Here is a 17,634-nt window from a genome sequence, read left to right as displayed (position 1 = left end):
GGGCACCCCCATCCCCTTTTTTAACGGTCGGTTGGGGGTACCCCCTACCCCGCGGGGGGGGGGGGGGGGGGCCGGGGGGGGGGTGTGGGGGGGGGGGCCCCGGGGGGCGGGGGGGGGGGGGGGGGCGGGGTCGGGGGTGGCCGTCCTCGGACCGGCGCGGATCACGTCATTTGGAGGGGGTGCGGGGCGCGGACGCGCCGGCCACTGCGGGCGGCCACCCCCGCCTCGTCCCCTCCGCGCCGTACGCGGCCAGCCGCTTCCGCCAGCCGCGGACAGCCGCTGCCGCCCTCCGCTTCCGCGGGCAGCCACCTGCCACCGTTCCCCGCTTCCGCGGGCAGTCGTGCCTCCCCCAGTGCCTCAAAGGCCTGGGAAGTGCCCCCAGGGCGATGGGGGTCCCCCGCTCGAGCGAAGCCGGGAGTGGGGGAGGAGCCGGGAGTGCGGGACCCCGCCCCGGCTCTCACCCGCACGGGGCACCCGGTGAGGCGCCGGACCGCGTGAACACCCTCCGGCTCATACCGCCCCGGGGCACCCGGTAAGCGCCGGGTCGCGCGAAACACCCCCGCCCACACCACCGCAGGGCGCCTGCAAAGCGCAGGGCCGTACGAGCCCGCCCCCGGCCGGGTGCGAACGGTCAGTACGGGGAACGTGCCGGGGCCGTGGAGCCCCGTACCACCAGTTCGACCGGGATGTCGCCCGCCGAGGGCGCGCGGCCCTCCAGGACCGCCAGCAGCGCCCCCATCCCCCGCTCCCCGAACAGCTCCGCGTCCAGTCGGACAGTCGTCAGCTCCGGATCGATCGCCGTCGCCAGCGCCAGATCGTCCACCCCGGTGACGGACAGGTCCTCGGGAACCCGCAGTCCCAGCCGCCGCGCGGCCTTGTACACGCCCGCCGCCAGCTGATCGTCGTCGCAGACCACCGCCGTCGGCCGGTCCGGCGCCCCGCGGAGCGCCGCCTCCGCGGAGACCTCCGCGCCCTTGATCGAGATCGGCGCCCGCGCCGTGCGCAACGACGTCCCCGGAACCTCCCGCAGCCGCGCCGCCAGCTCCCGCGCACGCACCTCGAAGGTCCAGGACGCCACGTCCGCCGCCAGATGGAGGAAGCGGCGGTGGCCCAGTGCCAGGAGGTGGTCCGTGACCCGGCGGACGCCGTCGGCGATGTCGAGGTTGACGGTGGCCGCGCCCACACTGCCCCCGGGGTCGCTGTCCAGCATCACCAGCGGCAGCTGGTCGCCGCGGATCGCGGTGAGCGCCTCCGCGGCCATGGAGGAGGCGATGACGCCGTCCAGGGCCGCCTGTGCGGACGCGAAGGGGTCGCGGGCGGGGCCGATGCCCTCGGGGGAGGGGTACAGGACCACGCCGAAGCCGTGCCGGGAGGCCACCCGGGCGGCCCCGGTGTAGACGCCGGCGAAGAACTCCGTGGTGAGGGCGGGGACGACCAGGAGGACCGTACGGGTGCGGCCCAGCCGGAGGTTGCGGGCGGCCAGGTTGGGGCGGTAGCCCAGGGCGCGCGCGGCCTCGCGGACGCGCTCCGCCGTGGCCTCGGACACCCGGCCGCGCCACTTGTCGCCGAGGACCAGGGAGACCGCGGCCTGCGAGACGCCGGCGGCCCGGGCGACGTCCCGGCTCGTGGGGCGGGTGCCGGCTCGGGGCATCGTCGGGCCGCTCCTTCGTCTGGACTGGTGAACAGCGGCCATGGTACGTATGGAGTGCTTAGTTATACGTAAAACTTCCAGTGGAGGGGCCCGCATGGCCACGGGATACCTGGAGATCCTCCGGGCGCGGCACGCCGCCCGGCTGCTCGTGGGCACGCTCGTGGGACGGCTGCCCAACGCGACCGCCGCCATCGCGATCGTGCTGTTCGTGCGCGCGGAGGGCGGTACGTACAGCCTGGCCGGTGCCCTGGCGGCGGTGTACGGCGTCGCCAACGCCGTCGGACAGCCGGTGCTGGGGCGACTGGTCGATCTGCGCGGGCAGCCGCGGGTGCAGTTGCCGGCCGCCGTGCTGTCGGCGCTGGCGATGGCGCTGTTCGCCTTCGTGGGGACCGGGTCGCCGGCGGTGGCCTACGGCGCGGTGGCCGCCGCGGGGCTCTTCACGCCGCCCCTGGAGGGCGGGCTGCGCGCCCTGTGGTCCTCCGTGCTGCCCGAGGAGGACCACGTCCACCGGGCGTACGCCATGGACGCCGTGGCCCAGGAGGTCATGTTCACCGTCGGGCCCCTGCTGGTGACGGTCTGTGCCTCCTTGTGGTCGGCGCAGGCCGCGCTGCTCGTGCTGAACGTCATCGGTGTACTGGGCGCCCTCTCCGTGGTCGTCTCGCCGCCCTCGCGCGCCTGGCGGTCGGCGCCGCGCGAGGCCCACTGGCTGGGCGCACTGCGCTCACCGGGGCTGCTCGCGCTGCTGGGCGCCTTCCTGGCCGTGGGGATGGCGCTGGGGTCCATCACCGTGGCGGCCGTGAGGTACGCGGACGAGCACGGCGGTGACCCTGTGTACGGCTGGCTGATGGCGGGGATCGGGCTGGGTGCCCTGATCGGCGGTGTGGCGTACGGCGCGCGGCAGTGGGCCGGTGAGCCCGCGCGGCGACTGCGGGTGCTGGTGGCCCTCCTGGCGGTGTGTTACCTGCCGCTGATGCTGATGCCGGGTGTGGTGGCCATGACGTTGCTCACCGTGGTCGCCGGTCTCTTCCTCGCCCCCGCCATCGCCTGCGCCTTCGTGCTGGTCGACCGGCACGCGCCGCGCGGCACGGTCACGGAGGCGTTCTCCTGGCTGGTGACCACCTTCACCGTCGGCGCGTCGGTCGGAACGGGGCTCACCGGCCCGGTCGTCGAGGCGGGCGGGGCGGTGTGGGGGTTCGCCGTGCCCGGGGTCGCGGGTGGCGTGTCCCTGCTGGTTTTGATCGCCACAGGACGGGTACTGGCAGTTCCCGCCGGGAGAGGGGTGATTGCGGCCCGTTCGGAAAATGATCCAAATCGTGCCGCCGAACCTCGTTTCAGGTCGGGGGATCGGGCGTAATGTTCCCTCATGGACCGCCGCATTTTCGGGCTGGAGAACGAGTACGGTGTCACGTGCACGTTCAGGGGACAGCGCCGCCTGTCGCCTGACGAGGTGGCGCGGTACCTCTTCCGCCGTGTCGTGTCATGGGGCCGCAGCAGCAATGTCTTTCTGCGGAACGGCGCCCGCCTCTATCTCGACGTGGGATCACATCCGGAATACGCAACGCCGGAATGTGACAACGTGACCGAGTTGGTCACCCACGACAAGGCCGGCGAGCGCATTCTCGAGGGACTCCTGGTGGACGCCGAACGACGCCTGCACGAGGAGGGAATCGCGGGCGACGTCTACCTCTTCAAGAACAACACCGACTCCGCCGGCAACTCCTACGGCTGCCACGAGAATTATCTGGTGGCCCGGCACGGGGAGTTCTCGCGGCTCGCGGACATCCTCATTCCGTTCCTGGTCACGAGGCAGCTGCTCTGCGGCGCCGGCAAGGTGCTGCAGACGCCGCGCGGCGCCGTGTACTGCGTCAGCCAGCGGGCCGAGCACATCTGGGAGGGCGTCTCCTCGGCCACGACCCGCTCGAGGCCCATCATCAACACGCGCGACGAGCCGCACGCGGACGCCGAGCGCTACCGCCGGCTGCACGTCATCGTGGGCGACTCGAACATGTCCGAGACGACCATGCTACTCAAGGTCGGCGCCACCGACCTGGTGCTGCGCATGATCGAGGCGGGCACCGTGATGCGCGACCTCACCCTGGAGAACCCGATCCGGGCGATCCGCGAGGTCAGCCACGACATCACCGGCCGGCGCAAGGTGCGCCTGGCCAGCGGCCGGGAGGCCTCCGCGCTGGAGGTGCAGCGCGAGTACTACGAGAAGGCGCTGGACTTCTGCGAGCGGCGCGGCATCCGCACCGGCACCGTCGAGCAGGTGCTGGAGCTGTGGGGCCGCACGCTGGACGCGATCGAGGCCGAGGACCTAGACCGCATCGGCACCGAGATCGACTGGGTCATGAAGTACAAGCTCCTCGAGCGGTACCGGGCCAAGCACAACATGACGATGTCGCACCCGAGGGTCGCCCAGATAGACCTCGCCTACCACGACATCCACCGCCGGCGGGGCCTGTACTACCTGCTGGAGAAAAAGGGACAGGCGGCCCGGATCTGCAACGATTTGAAGATCTTCGAGGGCAAGTCCGTTCCGCCGCAGACCACTCGGGCCCGGCTGCGGGGCGACTTCATCCGGCGGGCCCAGGAACAGCGCCGCGACTTCACCGTCGACTGGGTGCACCTCAAGCTCAACGACCAGGCCCAGCGCACGGTGTTGTGCAAGGACCCGTTCCGCTCGGTGGACGAACGGGTGGAGAAGCTGATCGCCGGAATGTGAGGGGCGCGTTCCGCCGGGGATCCCAAAATTCCCGGAACGTCACACGGGCGCCGTACGTTACACCGTGCGGCGCCCTTCTCACGCCGTAGAGTTGCGCGGACGCCATCCATCAAGATCGATGATTACGAGGCCCCCACCGTGCGCCGACGCTCCCTTCTCATTGCCGTTCCCGCTGGACTGGCCACCCTCGCCGCGTGCGGCGACGACAAGTCCGACTCGGGCAAGGCCAGCGACAGCGCCTCGCCCTCGGCGCCCCGGACGTCCGCGGCACCGTCGCCGAAGATCGTCGACGGACCGCTGCCGGCCATCACGGCGGGTACGGAGTTCGGTGAGAAGCCGACGGTGGCCAAGGGCAGCGGGGACCCCTCCAAGGACCTCGCGGTCAGGACGGTCATCGCGGGCAACGGCAGGACGGTCGCGGAGAACGACTTCGTCGTGGCCCACTACCTGGGCCAGGTGTGGAGCACCGCGAAGGTGTTCGACAACTCCTACGACCGCAAGAGCCCGCTGGCCATCCAGCTCGCCCAGGGCTCCATCATCGACGGCTGGCGGTACGCGCTGACCGGCAAGAAGGCCGGCAGCCGCGTCCAGATGGCCGTCCCGCCCACCTGGGGCTACGGTGAGCAGGGCAACGAGCAGGCCGGCATCAAGGGCACCGACACGCTGGTGTTCGTGGTCGACGTGCAGGACACGTTCAACGCCAAGAGCTCCGCCAAGGGCACCGAGGTGGCCCAGGACGACACCGGCCTGCCCAAGGTCGGCACCAACACCGACGGCAAGGCCCCCTCCATCGAGGTGCCCGACGCGGACGCCCCGAAGAAGCTCGTGGCGAGCTACGTCATCGAGGGCGACGGCGAGGAGGTCGGCGCCGAGAACAGCGTCCTCGTGCAGTACAAGGGCGTGCTGTGGGACGGCGGCAAGGAGTTCGACTCCACGTACGAGCGGGGTCAGCTGACCTCGTTCTCGCTGCAGCAGGTCGTCAAGGGCTGGGCGCAGGGGCTGACCGGCAAGAAGGTCGGCAGCCGGGTCCTCATCGTCATCCCGCCGGAGCTGGGCTACGGCGACAACCCGCCGGAGGGCAGCGGCATCAAGAAGGACTCGACACTGGTCTTCTCGGTGGACATCCTCGCGAAGCTGTGACGCCGTGAGGATGTAAGACTGTGGGTGTTCGCCTTTCCGCAGACAAGCAGGAGCGTTAGACGTGAGCATCGACAAGCCCGAGATCGACTTCCCGGGCGGCGAGCCCCCGGCGGACCTCGAGATCAAGGACATCTGGGAGGGCGACGGCGAGGTGGCGCAGGCGGGCCAGACCGTCACCGTGCACTACGTCGGTGTCGCCTTCAGCACGGGCGAGGAGTTCGACGCCAGCTGGAACCGCGGTACCCCCTTCCGCTTCCCGCTGGGCGGCGGCCGGGTCATCAAGGGCTGGGACCAGGGCGTGCAGGGCATGAAGGTCGGCGGCCGCCGTCAGCTGACCATCCCCGCCCACCTCGCCTACGGCGACCAGAGCCCCACCCCGGCGATCAAGCCCGGTGAGACCCTGATCTTCGTGGTCGACCTGCTCGGCGTCTGATCCGACCGGAGTCGATCATCCGGGGCCCATGCCTGTCCGGGCGTGGGCCCTCGGCTTTCACCGCGCCACCTCGGGGCGGTACGGTCGTCGGTCGTAAGCACCTTAGGGAGGCGAAGCGGGTCGATGGCCATTGCCAAGGCCGAGCGGCTGATGAATCTGGCGCTGTGTCTGCTCGGGACGCGGCGGCCGCTCAGCAAGCGCGAGCTGCGCGAGTCCATCGAGGCCTACCTCGAAGCGGGCTCGGACGACTCCTTCAACCGCATGTTCGAGCGCGACAAGGACGACCTGCGCGAACTCGGACTGGTCATCGAGACCGTGGAGAACCTCGACGGCGAGGTCGGCTATCTGGCCCGCCGCGACAGCAACCGGCTGCCGCCCATCACCCTCGACGCCGAGGAGGCCGCCGCCCTCGGGCTCGCCGCCAAGGTGTGGCAGCAGGCCCGGCTGGCGGGCGCGGCCAGCGGCGCCCTGCAGAAACTGCGCGCGGCCGGCCTCCCCGAGGACGTCGACCCGTACGGCGCCCACGGCGCGCTGGAGCCGCGCATCCCCGTGCACGAGGCCGCGTTCGAGCCGCTGATGCTGGCCTGCCGCGACCGCCGGCCGGTCGTCTTCGACTACCGCAAGGCCAACGCCGCCCAGCCCGGACAGCGACACGTCGAACCGTGGGCGCTGGAGTGCTGGCGCGGCCACTGGTACCTGGCCGGCTGGGACCGCGACCGGGGCGCCGAGCGGGTCTTCCGGCTCTCCCGGATCACCGGGAAGGTGCGCTCGCGCAGCGGCCGGTTCACCGTCCCGGTGCCGGACGTCGTCACGGTGCGGGAGACCGTGGCGAGCTGGGCCGGGGAGACCGCCGACCGCTCGGCGCGCATCCGGCTGCGTTCCGACGCCGGTTACCCCCTTCGGGCGAAGGCCACCGTGGTGCGGGAACTCGGCGACGGCTGGGACGAGTTGGAGATTCCGTACGGGCACGGCCTGGACGCCTGGCTGGTGGAGTTCGGACCGGACGTGGTGGTCCTGGAGCCCGCCGAGCTGCGGGCCGACGTGATGGACCGGCTGCGTGCCGTGGCCAAGGGCTGAGGGGGAGCGGACAAGAACGTGGCAGGCAAACCGGTCAGGCCCGTGAACGCCATCGACCAGACCCGCCGGATGCTGTCCCTGGTGACGTATCTGCGGGAGCGCCCCGGCGCCCGGATCGAGGACGTGGCGCGCGCCTTCGGCATCACCGAGGACGAGCTGGTCTCCGACCTCGACGTGCTGCCCATGTGCGGCACCAGCTTCCGCGGCGGCGATCTGCTGGACATCGACACCGACGGCGAGCGGATCTGGTGGCACAACCCGGCCGCCCTCGGCGCGGAGGCGGCCGAGCCGCTGCGGCTCGCCGCCGACGAGGCCACCGCGCTGCTGGTCGCCGCCCGCGCGGTGGCCACGCTGCCCGGGCTGCGCGAGGGCGACCGGCAGGCGCTGCTGCGGGCCACCGCGAAGGTGGAGGCCGCGGCCGGCGAGGCGGCCGGTGCCAGCTCCCGGCTCTCGGTGACCTTCGAGTCCGAGGGCGGCGTCTTCGCGGACGTCGACCGGGCCATCGCCGAGCGCCGCAGACTGTGGATCCGCTACTACTCGCCCGCGCGCGACGAGGTCACCGAGCGGGAGATCGACCCCATCCGCCTGGTCAGCGTCGGGCACACCTATGTCGAGGCCTGGTGCCGGCGCTCCGAGGCGCGCCGCACCTTCCGGCTCGACCGGGTGGCCGAGATCCGGATCCTCGACGAGCCGTCCGCGCCGCCCGAGGTCGAGCTGCGGGACCTGTCGGAGGCACTGGTGCAGCCGGCGGCCGAGGACCCCGAGGTCGTGGTCGAGGTCGGACCGGGCGGCCGCTGGGTCGCCGAGTACTACCCGCACGACAGCGCGGACGAGCTTCCCGACGGCGGGCTGCGCATCACCCTGCGCACGCCCGACCCGGCCTCGCTCAGACGGCTTGCCCTGCGGCTCGGCCGTGACGGCCGCATCGTCGAGCCGCACGCGCTGGCCGACAGTGCCCGGCAGGCGGCCCGCGAGGCGCTCGCGGCCTACGACGGGCTCGAGGCGGCCGGACGATCGGGACCGCACGGACAGGACGACAGGCAGGAGCGAGGGCTTTGAGCGAGTCGGCGACCTCCGGTGCACGGACCATGACGGCGGCGTCCGCGTTCGCGGGGATGAGGAGCGTGGCCCCGGTGACGTTCCGGGCGGGCTGCCCGGACTGCCGGGAGCGCTTCGAGCTCGCCGCGAGCGCGCTGCTCCTGGCCATCGGCGCCAGCAGCCGCACCACCTTCTACTCCTTCACCTGCCCCGCGTGCGGGGCGGCCGTCCGCAAGCCGGCGGGGGAGCGGATCGTGGAGCTGCTCACCGGCGGCGGGGTCCGGACGCTGCGCCTGCACTCGACCGTCTAGGCTCGCCCTCATGTTCTGGCCGATGTTCGCGGTTGCCGTGGGGTTCCTGGGTCTGCTGGTGCTCGGGGTGCTCGCCGTCCGGGTCTTCGTCGAGGCGGAACGGCTGGGGCGGCAGGTCGCGGAGTCGGCCCAGCGGATCGGGCGGGCGGCGGAGGATCTGGAGCGGGCGGCGGGGAGCGCTGCGCGCTCCGCCGAGTCCCTCTGACCGCCCTGGTCCCCGACACCTCCGGGTGTCCCGCCGCGACCGGTCCGACGCACCCGCGGGCCGTCACACACCCGCGGGCAGTCGTGCCGCCGGGGGAGGCACCCCGCAAGCGCGGGTGAGCGAAACCCGGTCCGGCGCACCCCGACCGCCGGGACAGGGCGACCCGTCGCGTTCCCGTCGGCCGAGCGGCGGCCGGAGGTCCCCGGCTCCCCGCGTTCCCGGTGTCGCGCGGCCGGGGCGCCCGTGCGCTCCGGGTGATCCGTATCGCGGTCCCCGGCGGTGGGCCGTGGCCCGGGCAGGGCCCGGACGTGCGGGTTCGGGGCACGGGGGCGCGGTGGGGCACGAGGGGCGGTGCCGGTCCCGTCCGGTTCGCCCTGTCACCCCGCGGGTTCCGGCAGGTACGCTGCTGATCGCGGTCCGGAGAACGAGGCCCGGGCCGCGGACGGGAGTACGCACGGGGATTGCCGGACGTTTACCCCTGAGCGTTACGATCGCTGCCAGCACCGTCGTTCGGACGCATGTCCGACCGGTCGGACAGCCACCCACCCACCCGCCTCGGTGAGAAGGTAAAGACTTATGGGACGGCTCGGACCCACCGAGATCATTCTGATCCTCGTCGTCATCATCCTGCTGTTCGGTGCGAAGAAGCTTCCGGACATGGCGCGGTCGCTCGGCAAGTCCGCGCGCATCCTCAAGAGCGAGGCCAAGGCGATGAAGGACGAGAACAAGTCCTCCGCCCCGGCCGACCCGCCGGCCCCCGGCGAGCAGCCCCCGGCGCAGCGCACCATCCAGGCGGCCCCCGGTGACGTGACCAGCTCCCGCCCGGTCACCGAGCCGACGGACACGACCAAGCGCTGACGCAGGGCCGGTGATCTCCGGCCCGCCGCACGAGATGGGAACGTGGGTTGCTCAAGTCTGCCCGCAAACAGGAGAGGGATCCCGAGGGGCGCATGCCCCTTGTGGAACACCTGCGTGAGCTGCGCAACCGGCTCGCCAAGGCGGTGCTCGCGATCGTCGTGGTGATGATCGTGGCCGCGTTCTACAGCGAGCAGCTCATGCAGTTCCTCGCGGAGCCGGTGCCGAAGTGCGAGGACCTGGCCAACAGCGACGGAGGCAACTGCGCCATCGTCTCCTTCAACACTCTGACCTCGCCGTTCACCACGACGATCAAGGTGAGCCTCATGGCCGGCCTGATCGTCTCCAGCCCTGTGTGGCTCTACCAGCTCTGGGCCTTCATCGCCCCCGGACTGCACAAGCACGAGAAGAAGTACACCTACTACTTCGTCTCGGCCGCGGTTCCGTTGTTCGTCGGCGGCGCCTACCTGTCGTACGTCATCCTCCCCGTCAGCATCAAGGTGCTGCTCAGCCTCACGCCCGGGGGATCGGCCAACATCCTCTCGCTCGACGAGGTCCTCGACTTCACCATCAGGATGGTGCTGGTCTTCGGCCTGGCCTTCGAGCTTCCCCTGCTCCTCATCATGCTGAACCTGGTCGGCATCGTCTCCGGCCGCCGCATGATCGGCTGGTGGCGCGGTGTCGTCATGGGCGTCTTCGTCTTCGGCGCGGTCGCCACGCCCACCACCGACCCGGTGGGGATGCTCGCGCTCTCCGGACCGATCATCGTCCTCTACTTCGTCGCTGTGGCGATCTCGCTGCTCAACGACAGACGGCGCGCCCGCAAGGAGTCCGAGGGCCCCGCGGACGACGAGGCCTCCGAGCTGGACCTCACTCCCGAGGCCATCGATCCGGTGGAGCCCGTGGCCGCCCTGCCCGAGCAGACGACCAAGGACCGGATCAACGGTTATGACGACGTGACCTGAGGAGCCTCCCGCAGCTCATAGGGTCACTCCCGTGACCAGCGAGATCACCCTCTTCGTCAACCCCGCCGCGGGCCGCGGCCTGGGCGCCCGCGCGGCGCGGTCGGCCGCTTCCGCGCTGCGGGACGCCGGCTTCCCGGTGCGGACCGTGCTCGGCGACGACCCCCAGGGCGCCCTGGCCCGGGCGCGTGCCGCCGTCGAGGAGGGCACCGGAGCCCTGATCGCCGTCGGCGGCGACGGTATGGCGAACCTCGCCCTGCAGGCCGTCGTCGGCACCGGCACCCCGTTCGGCCTGGTCGCCGCGGGAACCGGCAACGACTTCGCCCGCGCGCTCGGCATGCCCCTGCGGGAACCGGCCGCGGCCGGCCGGATGATCGCCGACGCCCTCAAGTGCGGCCGGGTCCGCGACATCGACCTCGGCCGGGTCGGCGACCGCTGGTTCGGCGCCGTGCTCGCCTCCGGCTTCGACTCCCGGGTCAACGACCGCGGCAACCGGATGCGGCTGCCCCTCGGGCGCTTGAAGTACGACGTCGCGGTGGTCGCCGAGCTGGCCGCCTTCCGGCCGCTGCCGTACCGGATCACCCTCGACGGCGGCGAGGTCCACGAGGTCGAGGCGACGCTGGTGGCCGTCGGGAACGGGCCCTCGTACGGCGGCGGCATGCGCATATGCCCCGGAGCGGACCTCACCGACGGGCTGTTCGACATCACGGTGGTCGGCGAGTGCAGCCGGGCCACACTGCTGCGGGTGTTCCCGAGGGTGTACCGGGGGACGCACGTCGGCCACCCCGCGGTCACCGTGCTGCGCGCGGCGAGCGTGGAGCTGGTCGCCGAGCAGGTCACCGGCTATGCGGACGGGGAGCCGGTGGGACCGCTGCCGCTGACCGCGCGGTGCGTGCCGGGGGCGCTGCGGGTCGTGGGCCCCTGAACCGGGCGGCCCCGCCGCTCACCGGGACGGTTCCGGATAATGATCGTCCTGTTGTCGGTGCGGCCCGGTACGCTCGAAAGCACGATGACAGAGGATCTCTCACCGGCCGAGCGGTACGCGGCAGCACGCAGGCGCGCTGCCGAGCAGGCCACCGCGCTCGCCTCCTTCCGCGAGATGTACGACTTCGGCCTCGACCCCTTCCAGATCGAGGCCTGCCAGGCGCTCGAGGCGGGGAAGGGCGTGCTGGTCGCCGCGCCCACCGGCTCCGGCAAGACGATCGTCGGCGAGTTCGCCGTCCACCTCGCCCTCCAGCAGGGCAAGAAGTGCTTCTACACGACGCCCATCAAGGCGCTGTCGAACCAGAAGTACGCCGACCTGTGCCGCCGCTACGGCACCGGGAAGGTGGGCCTGCTCACCGGCGACAACAGCGTGAACTCCGACGCCCCGGTGATCGTGATGACCACCGAGGTGCTGCGGAACATGCTGTACGCCGGTTCGCAGACCCTGCTCGGCCTCGGCTACGTGGTGATGGACGAGGTGCACTACCTCTCCGACCGCTTCCGCGGCGCCGTCTGGGAGGAAGTGATCATCCACCTCCCCGAGTCGGTGACCCTGGTGTCACTGTCGGCGACGGTGTCGAACGCGGAGGAGTTCGGCGACTGGCTGGACACCGTCCGCGGCGACACCCAGGTGATCGTCTCCGAGCACCGGCCCGTGCCGCTGTTCCAGCACGTGCTCGCCGGCCGCCGGATCTACGACCTGTTCGAGGAGGCCGAGGGCGGGAAGAGGGCCGTCAACCCGGACCTCACGCGCATGGCCCGTCTGGAGGCGAGCCGCCCGTCCTGGGGCGACCGCAGGCGCGGACGGGGCAACGGGCGCGAGGCCGACCGGGAGCGGGAGCGCAGGCAGCGCTCGCGGGTGTGGACGCCGAGCCGGCCGGAGGTCATCGAGCGGCTGGACGCCGAGGGCCTGCTGCCCGCGATCACCTTCATCTTCAGCCGCGCCGCCTGCGAGGCCGCCGTCCAGCAGTGCCTGTACGCGGGCCTGCGGCTCAACGACGAGGAGGCGCGGGCCCAGGTCCGCTCCCTGGTCGAGGAGCGCACCGCCTCCATCCCGGCCGAGGACCTGCACGTCCTGGGCTACTACGAGTGGCTGGAGGGCCTGGAGCGCGGCATCGCGGCCCATCACGCGGGCATGCTGCCGACGTTCAAGGAGGTCGTCGAGGAGCTGTTCGTGCGCGGTCTGGTGAAGGCCGTGTTCGCGACCGAGACCCTCGCGCTCGGCATCAACATGCCCGCCCGCTCGGTGGTCCTGGAGAAGCTCGTCAAGTGGAACGGCGAGCAGCACGCCGACATCACCCCCGGCGAGTACACCCAGCTGACCGGCCGGGCCGGCCGGCGCGGCATCGACGTCGAGGGTCACGCGGTCGTGCTGTGGCAGCGCGCCATGAACCCCGAACACCTGGCGGGACTGGCGGGCACGCGGACGTATCCGCTGCGCTCCAGCTTCAAGCCGTCGTACAACATGGCGGTCAACCTGGTCGAGCAGTTCGGCCGGCACCGCTCGCGCGAGCTCCTCGAGACGTCCTTCGCGCAGTTCCAGGCGGACAAGTCGGTCGTGGGCATCTCCCGGCAGGTGCAGCGCAACGAGGAGGGGCTGGAGGGCTACAAGGCATCCATGACCTGCCACCTCGGCGACTTCGAGGAGTACGCGCGGCTGCGCCGCGAGCTGAAGGACCGGGAGACCGAGCTGGCCCGGCAGGGCGCGTCCCAGCGCCGCGCGGAGTCCGCCGTCGCGCTGGAGAAGCTCAAGCCCGGTGACGTCATCCACGTCCCCACCGGCAAGTACGCGGGGCTGGCGCTGGTCCTCGACCCGGGGCTGCCCGCGGGGCGGTCCAACGGCCACCGCGGCTTCGACCACCACGACGGTCCGCGCCCGCTGGTGCTGACCGCGGAGCGGCAGGTGAAGCGGCTGGCGTCGATCGACTTCCCGGTGCCGGTCGAGGCGCTGGACCGGATGCGGATCCCCAAGTCCTTCAACCCGCGCTCCCCGCAGTCCCGCCGGGACCTCGCCTCCGCGCTGCGCACCAAGGCCGGGCACATCACACCGGAGCGGCACCGCAAGAAGCGTTCCCAGGCGGCCGACGACCGGGAGATCGCGCGGCTGCGCAAGGCGCTGAGGGCGCACCCGTGCCACGGCTGCCAGGACCGTGAGGACCACGCCCGCTGGGCCGAGCGCTACCACCGGCTGCTGCGTGACACCTCGCAGCTGGAGCGCCGTATCGAGGGACGGACGAACACCATCGCCCGCACCTTCGACCGGATCGTCGCGCTGCTGACCGAGATGGACTATCTGCGCGGTGACGAGGTCACCGAGCACGGCAAGCGGCTGGCCCGGCTGTACGGCGAACTCGACCTGCTGGCCAGCGAATGCCTGCGCGAGGGCGTCTGGGAGGGGCTCGCCCCCGCCGAACTCGCCGCGTGCGTGTCGGCACTGGTCTACGAGGCCCGGGTCGCCGACGACGCGATGGCGCCCAAGCTGCCCTCGGGCAGGGCCAAGGCGGCGCTCGGCGAGATGGTCCGCATCTGGGGGCGGCTGGACGCCCTGGAGGAGGACTTCCGGATCAGCCAGACCGAGGGCGTGGGCCAGCGCGAGCCCGACCTCGGCTTCGCCTGGGCCGCCTACATGTGGGCGTCGGGCAAGGGCCTGGACGAGGTGCTGCGCGAGGCGGAGATGCCGGCCGGCGACTTCGTGCGCTGGTGCAAGCAGGTCATCGACGTGCTGGGGCAGATCTCGGCCGCGGCGCCGTCCGCCGAGGGCTCGACGGTCGCCAGGAACGCCCGCAAGGCGGTCGACGGACTGCTGCGCGGCGTGGTCGCCTACTCGTCCGTGGGCTGAACCGCCCGGCCCGGAGCCGCGGAGGAGCCCGGCGCGCCCCGTGCGCGCCGGGCTTCTGCCTTCCGTGCGCCCTCACCGGAGGGCGTCACCGCCTGGTTCCACGGGCAGGATCACGGAGCCCGGGACCTTCTCCCTCACCCGTGACGGTGAGTGGTTTTCGTACGCCCGACCGCGATGACGTGCTGTGTTCGAACAGCAGCAGAGCGTGTAAACGACCCGAGCGTACTCCTGCCCCAGGGGCCGTTTCCGGTACTTGCTGAATATGACATGGCGATGATCCCGTCGGACTAAGCTCGCCCGCAGCGCACCGAGTTGAGATGAATTCGTGCGCTTGTTCCCCTATGTGCATGTTCCCCGGCCGTCAGTCGATTCGTTTCAGAGGGCTCACATGGCGAGTGTCCGACTTCCTTACGCACGTGTGCTGTTGTTGCCGGCCATAGTGATGGCCGCGGCGACCGGAGCCGCCGTCGCCCTGGTGGCGGAGCCCGCCCGGATCGCCGTCGGCGTGTGCGGCGCCGTCGCGACCCTGCTGGTCACCGCCGCCGCGACCGAGGCGGTGCGCCGCGGCCGGGCACTGCGGGAGGCGCAGGCCGAGCACGACCGTCACCGTGCGTATCTGGAGTCCAGGATCGCCGCCCACGACACGGAGACGGACCACTTCATCAACGAGGTCGCCCCCGCGGCCCTGGACTACCTGCACAGCGGCAACGACCCCGGTGAGGTGCTCCGCGCCCTGCCCCGGCTCAACCCGGCCTGGCGCGATCTGCCGGAGTACCAGCTCCGGATGCTGGGGACGATGCTCAAGATCATCGACGACGAGGAGAACCTGCGCGACTCCGCCCAGCGCTCCTTCGTCAGCATCGCCCGCCGCGTCCAGGCGATCGTCCACCAGCAGGCCAACGAACTCCGCGAGATGGAGGAGGACCACGGCCGCAATCCCGAGGTCTTCGACGACCTGCTGCGCATCGACCACGGCACCGCGCTGATCGGCCGTCTCGCCGACTCCATCTCCGTGCTCGGCGGCGGCCGTCCCGGGCGCCAGTGGCCCTACCCCGTCGCGCTCTACAGCGTGCTGCGCGGTGCCATGTCCCGCATCCTCGAGTACCGCCGCATCGACCTGAAGTCGATCGCCAAGATCAACATCAAGGGCATCCACGTCGAGCCGGTCATCCACGCCGCCGCCGAACTCCTCGACAACGCCACCCGCTACTCGCCGCCGACCTCCAAGGTGAGCGTCACCGCCACGGAGGTGCAGACCGGCGTCGCCATCGAGATCGAGGACGCCGGCGTCAGCCTCGACGAGCAGGCCCGCGCACGTATCGAAGGCATCCTCGAACAGGCCCGGAAGGGATCCGACCTCCAGGAGATCGGGGAGAACCCGCGCCTCGGCCTCGCCGTCGTCGGCCGGCTCTGCACCGCGTTCGACATGCAGGTCTCGCTGCGCGCCTCCGCCTACGGCGGCGTCCGCGCCGTCCTCGTCGTGCCCAGCGAGATGATCACCGACGAGCCCGGCGTCGGCCTCGCCCACGGCATCGGGGCGACCTCCGTGCCCCGCCCGGTCGACGCCCTGCCGGGCCCGGAGCGCACCCCCAAGAAGCGCCGCCCCACCAGCCCCCGCATCCCCGACACCGTCCCCCTCGGGGACGACGTCCCCGAGGTCACCGAGTGGACCGCGGGCGGACTGCCCCAGCGCCGCAGCCGGGTGAAGACCCCGCCGGCCCAGCGGTACGCCGAGCAGGCGGCCGCCGAACGGGCCGAGCGGGAGGCCAGGGAACGGGGCGAGGAGTACCACGACATCTGGGCCGGGCCCGAGCCCGGGAGGAAGCGGGACGACCGCGAACCCGGGCTGTGGGTCGACGCCTTCTGGGAGGGCCTGAAGAAGGACCTCGATCCGGGCGTCCACCCCACCGACTTCACCCGGAACCCGACCGCCTACCTGCATCTCATCAACGAACCGGCCCGCACCGAGGCCGATGACGAGGGGGACCTCAAGTGATCCAGCAACGAGCCAACTTCGACTGGATGCTCAAGGAGCTCGCCGACGGCGTACCCGGCGTCGAGATGATCGTGGTGCTCTCCGCCGACGGCCTGCGCATCGCCCGCTACGGCGGCGAGCCGGACGCCGCCGACCGGGTCGCCGCCGCCTGCGCGGGCGTCCAGAGCCTCGCCGGGGCCGTCGCCCAGGAACTCCCGCACGGTGACGGCGAGATGAAGATGGTCCTCATCGAGATCGACGGGGGCTACTTCTACCTCATGGCGGCCGGCGCCAACGCCTATCTCGCGGTGCTCTCCGACATGACCTGCGAACCCGGCCGCATGGGCGGCATGATGCGCGACCTCGTCGTCCGCATCGGCGCCCATCTGACCAGTCCGCCCCGACGGAACGGGCAGACCGTATGACTCCTCCGCAACGCCAGAGGCGCTTCCCCCAGGACGCCACCCCCGCGCAGTCGGCCGAGCCGGCCGGGGAGGAGGGCCCGGGCGGCAACCCGGAGCGGCTGTACGTCGTCGCCGGGCCGGACGGCGAACGTGCGGACATCGATCTCGTCACGCTGATCGTGGCCGGCTCCCCGGATCCTCCGCCCTCCGCCACCCCCGAGCAGGCGGCGCTGCTCCGGCTCTGTGCCGCCCCCCTGTCCGTGGCCGAGCTGTCGGCCTATCTCAGCCTGCCGTTCAGTGCGGTGACCGTGCTGCTCACCGAGATGCTGGCGGCGGAACTGGTCCGGGCGCGCCTCCCGATCGTCCGCAAGGCGCTGCCCGACCGTTCCCTTCTCGAAGCGGTGATGCATGGACTTCAAAGGCTCTGAGACCATCCCGGGCCCCCGCGCCGAGGACCGGTTGCCGCACACGGCACAGGCCGCGGCGAAGATCGTGATCGTGGGCGGGTTCGGGGTCGGCAAGACGACCATGGTCGGCTCGGTCAGCGAGATCAGACCGCTGACCACCGAGGAGACCATGACGCAGGCCGGCATCGGAGTCGACGACAACTTCGGTTCCGCCTCCAAGACGGCCACCACGGTCGCCATGGACTTCGGCCGCATCAGGATCACCGACCAGCTGGTGCTGTACCTGTTCGGCACCCCCGGCCAGGAGCGCTTCTGGTTCCTGTGGAACGGGCTGTTCGAGGGGGCGCTGGGCGCGGTCGTGCTGGTCGACACCCGCCGCCTCGAAGTCAGCTTCGACGTCATGGGACGGCTGGAGGAGCGGGGCGTGCCGTTCGTCGTCGCGGTCAACTCCTTCCCGGACGCCCCGCGTCACCCCATCGCCGACCTGCGGTCCGCCCTCGATCTGTCCGAACAGATCCCGATCATGGAGTGCGACGTGCGGCGCCGCGCCTCCAGCCGTGACGTGCTGATGACCCTGATGCGGTTCCTGCACTCGCTCGCCATGACGGGCTCGCTCACCTGACCCTCC

At 71.7% G+C, this 17,634-nt stretch carries 17 protein-coding genes; 16 read left to right on the top strand and 1 reads right to left on the bottom strand.

Annotated elements, in window-relative coordinates; translation table 11 throughout:
• Positions 1-631: 631 nt before the first annotated feature.
• Entirely contained in the window at positions 632-1,651 is a 1,020-nt protein-coding gene (locus ACFY3N_RS21715; protein WP_390818323.1) for a LacI family DNA-binding transcriptional regulator, read from the bottom strand.
• A gap of 94 nt (positions 1,652-1,745) precedes the next feature.
• On the opposite strand from ACFY3N_RS21715, the gene ACFY3N_RS21710 reads away from it, so the two are divergent.
• The 16 genes from ACFY3N_RS21710 (at position 1,746) to ACFY3N_RS21635 (ending at position 17,628) form a co-directional block, all read left to right on the top strand.
• Positions 1,746-3,005 carry an MFS transporter gene (locus ACFY3N_RS21710; RefSeq protein WP_390818322.1) on the top strand — a complete coding sequence of 420 codons (1,260 nt, stop codon included), beginning with the start codon at positions 1,746-1,748 and terminating at the stop codon, positions 3,003-3,005.
• 9 nt (positions 3,006-3,014) lie between these two features.
• Entirely contained in the window at positions 3,015-4,376 is a 1,362-nt protein-coding gene (pafA, locus tag ACFY3N_RS21705; RefSeq protein WP_004933460.1) for a Pup--protein ligase, read from the top strand.
• A 138-nt stretch (positions 4,377-4,514) separates the two neighbouring features.
• Positions 4,515-5,516, top strand: coding sequence for an FKBP-type peptidyl-prolyl cis-trans isomerase (locus ACFY3N_RS21700; RefSeq protein WP_390818321.1), 1,002 nt, complete (start codon positions 4,515-4,517; stop codon positions 5,514-5,516).
• Between the two features lie 61 nt (positions 5,517-5,577).
• The gene (locus ACFY3N_RS21695; RefSeq protein ID WP_018570341.1) at positions 5,578-5,949 is read left to right on the top strand and encodes an FKBP-type peptidyl-prolyl cis-trans isomerase; all 372 of its coding nucleotides are present in this window, start codon (positions 5,578-5,580) and stop codon (positions 5,947-5,949) included.
• 123 nt (positions 5,950-6,072) lie between these two features.
• Complete coding sequence (locus tag ACFY3N_RS21690; protein ID WP_073933651.1) at positions 6,073-7,026, top strand: YafY family protein; 954 nt, start codon at positions 6,073-6,075, stop codon at positions 7,024-7,026.
• An 18-nt stretch (positions 7,027-7,044) separates the two neighbouring features.
• The gene (locus ACFY3N_RS21685; protein ID WP_390818320.1) at positions 7,045-8,085 is read left to right on the top strand and encodes a helix-turn-helix transcriptional regulator; all 1,041 of its coding nucleotides are present in this window, start codon (positions 7,045-7,047) and stop codon (positions 8,083-8,085) included.
• Positions 8,082-8,375 carry a hypothetical protein gene (locus ACFY3N_RS21680; protein WP_390818319.1) on the top strand — a complete coding sequence of 98 codons (294 nt, stop codon included), beginning with the start codon at positions 8,082-8,084 and terminating at the stop codon, positions 8,373-8,375. Before ACFY3N_RS21685 ends, ACFY3N_RS21680 begins: the two co-directional genes overlap by 4 nt.
• 10 nt (positions 8,376-8,385) lie before the next feature.
• A complete protein-coding gene (locus tag ACFY3N_RS21675) occupies positions 8,386-8,580 on the top strand; it encodes a hypothetical protein (RefSeq protein ID WP_390818318.1) in 195 nt (64 codons plus the stop codon).
• A gap of 576 nt (positions 8,581-9,156) precedes the next feature.
• Entirely contained in the window at positions 9,157-9,438 is a 282-nt protein-coding gene (gene tatA / locus ACFY3N_RS21670; RefSeq protein ID WP_390818317.1) for a Sec-independent protein translocase subunit TatA, read from the top strand.
• 92 nt (positions 9,439-9,530) lie between these two features.
• Positions 9,531-10,400 carry a twin-arginine translocase subunit TatC gene (gene tatC, locus ACFY3N_RS21665; RefSeq protein ID WP_390818316.1) on the top strand — a complete coding sequence of 290 codons (870 nt, stop codon included), beginning with the start codon at positions 9,531-9,533 and terminating at the stop codon, positions 10,398-10,400.
• A 31-nt stretch (positions 10,401-10,431) separates the two neighbouring features.
• A complete protein-coding gene (locus ACFY3N_RS21660; RefSeq protein ID WP_390818315.1) occupies positions 10,432-11,322 on the top strand; it encodes a diacylglycerol kinase in 891 nt (296 codons plus the stop codon).
• Positions 11,323-11,361: 39 nt separating this feature from the next.
• Positions 11,362-14,220, top strand: coding sequence for a DEAD/DEAH box helicase (locus tag ACFY3N_RS21655; RefSeq protein WP_390818314.1), 2,859 nt, complete (start codon positions 11,362-11,364; stop codon positions 14,218-14,220).
• 418 nt (positions 14,221-14,638) lie between these two features.
• Entirely contained in the window at positions 14,639-16,216 is a 1,578-nt protein-coding gene (locus ACFY3N_RS21650) for an ATP-binding protein (protein WP_390818313.1), read from the top strand.
• On the top strand, positions 16,213-16,620 hold the full coding sequence (locus tag ACFY3N_RS21645; RefSeq protein WP_390818312.1) for a roadblock/LC7 domain-containing protein: 408 nt from the start codon (positions 16,213-16,215) through the stop codon (positions 16,618-16,620). Before ACFY3N_RS21650 ends, ACFY3N_RS21645 begins: the two co-directional genes overlap by 4 nt.
• Positions 16,617-17,027, top strand: a complete 411-nt coding sequence (locus ACFY3N_RS21640) for a DUF742 domain-containing protein (RefSeq protein WP_390818311.1) — start codon at positions 16,617-16,619, stop codon at positions 17,025-17,027. Before ACFY3N_RS21645 ends, ACFY3N_RS21640 begins: the two co-directional genes overlap by 4 nt.
• Entirely contained in the window at positions 17,008-17,628 is a 621-nt protein-coding gene (locus ACFY3N_RS21635; RefSeq protein WP_390818310.1) for an ATP/GTP-binding protein, read from the top strand. Before ACFY3N_RS21640 ends, ACFY3N_RS21635 begins: the two co-directional genes overlap by 20 nt.
• Positions 17,629-17,634: the final 6 nt, after the last annotated feature.

Source organism: Streptomyces sp. NPDC000348, assembly GCF_042898795.1.
Taxonomy (GTDB): Bacteria; Actinomycetota; Actinomycetes; order Streptomycetales; family Streptomycetaceae; genus Streptomyces.
This window is presented reverse-complemented; position numbering and strand designations above follow the sequence as displayed.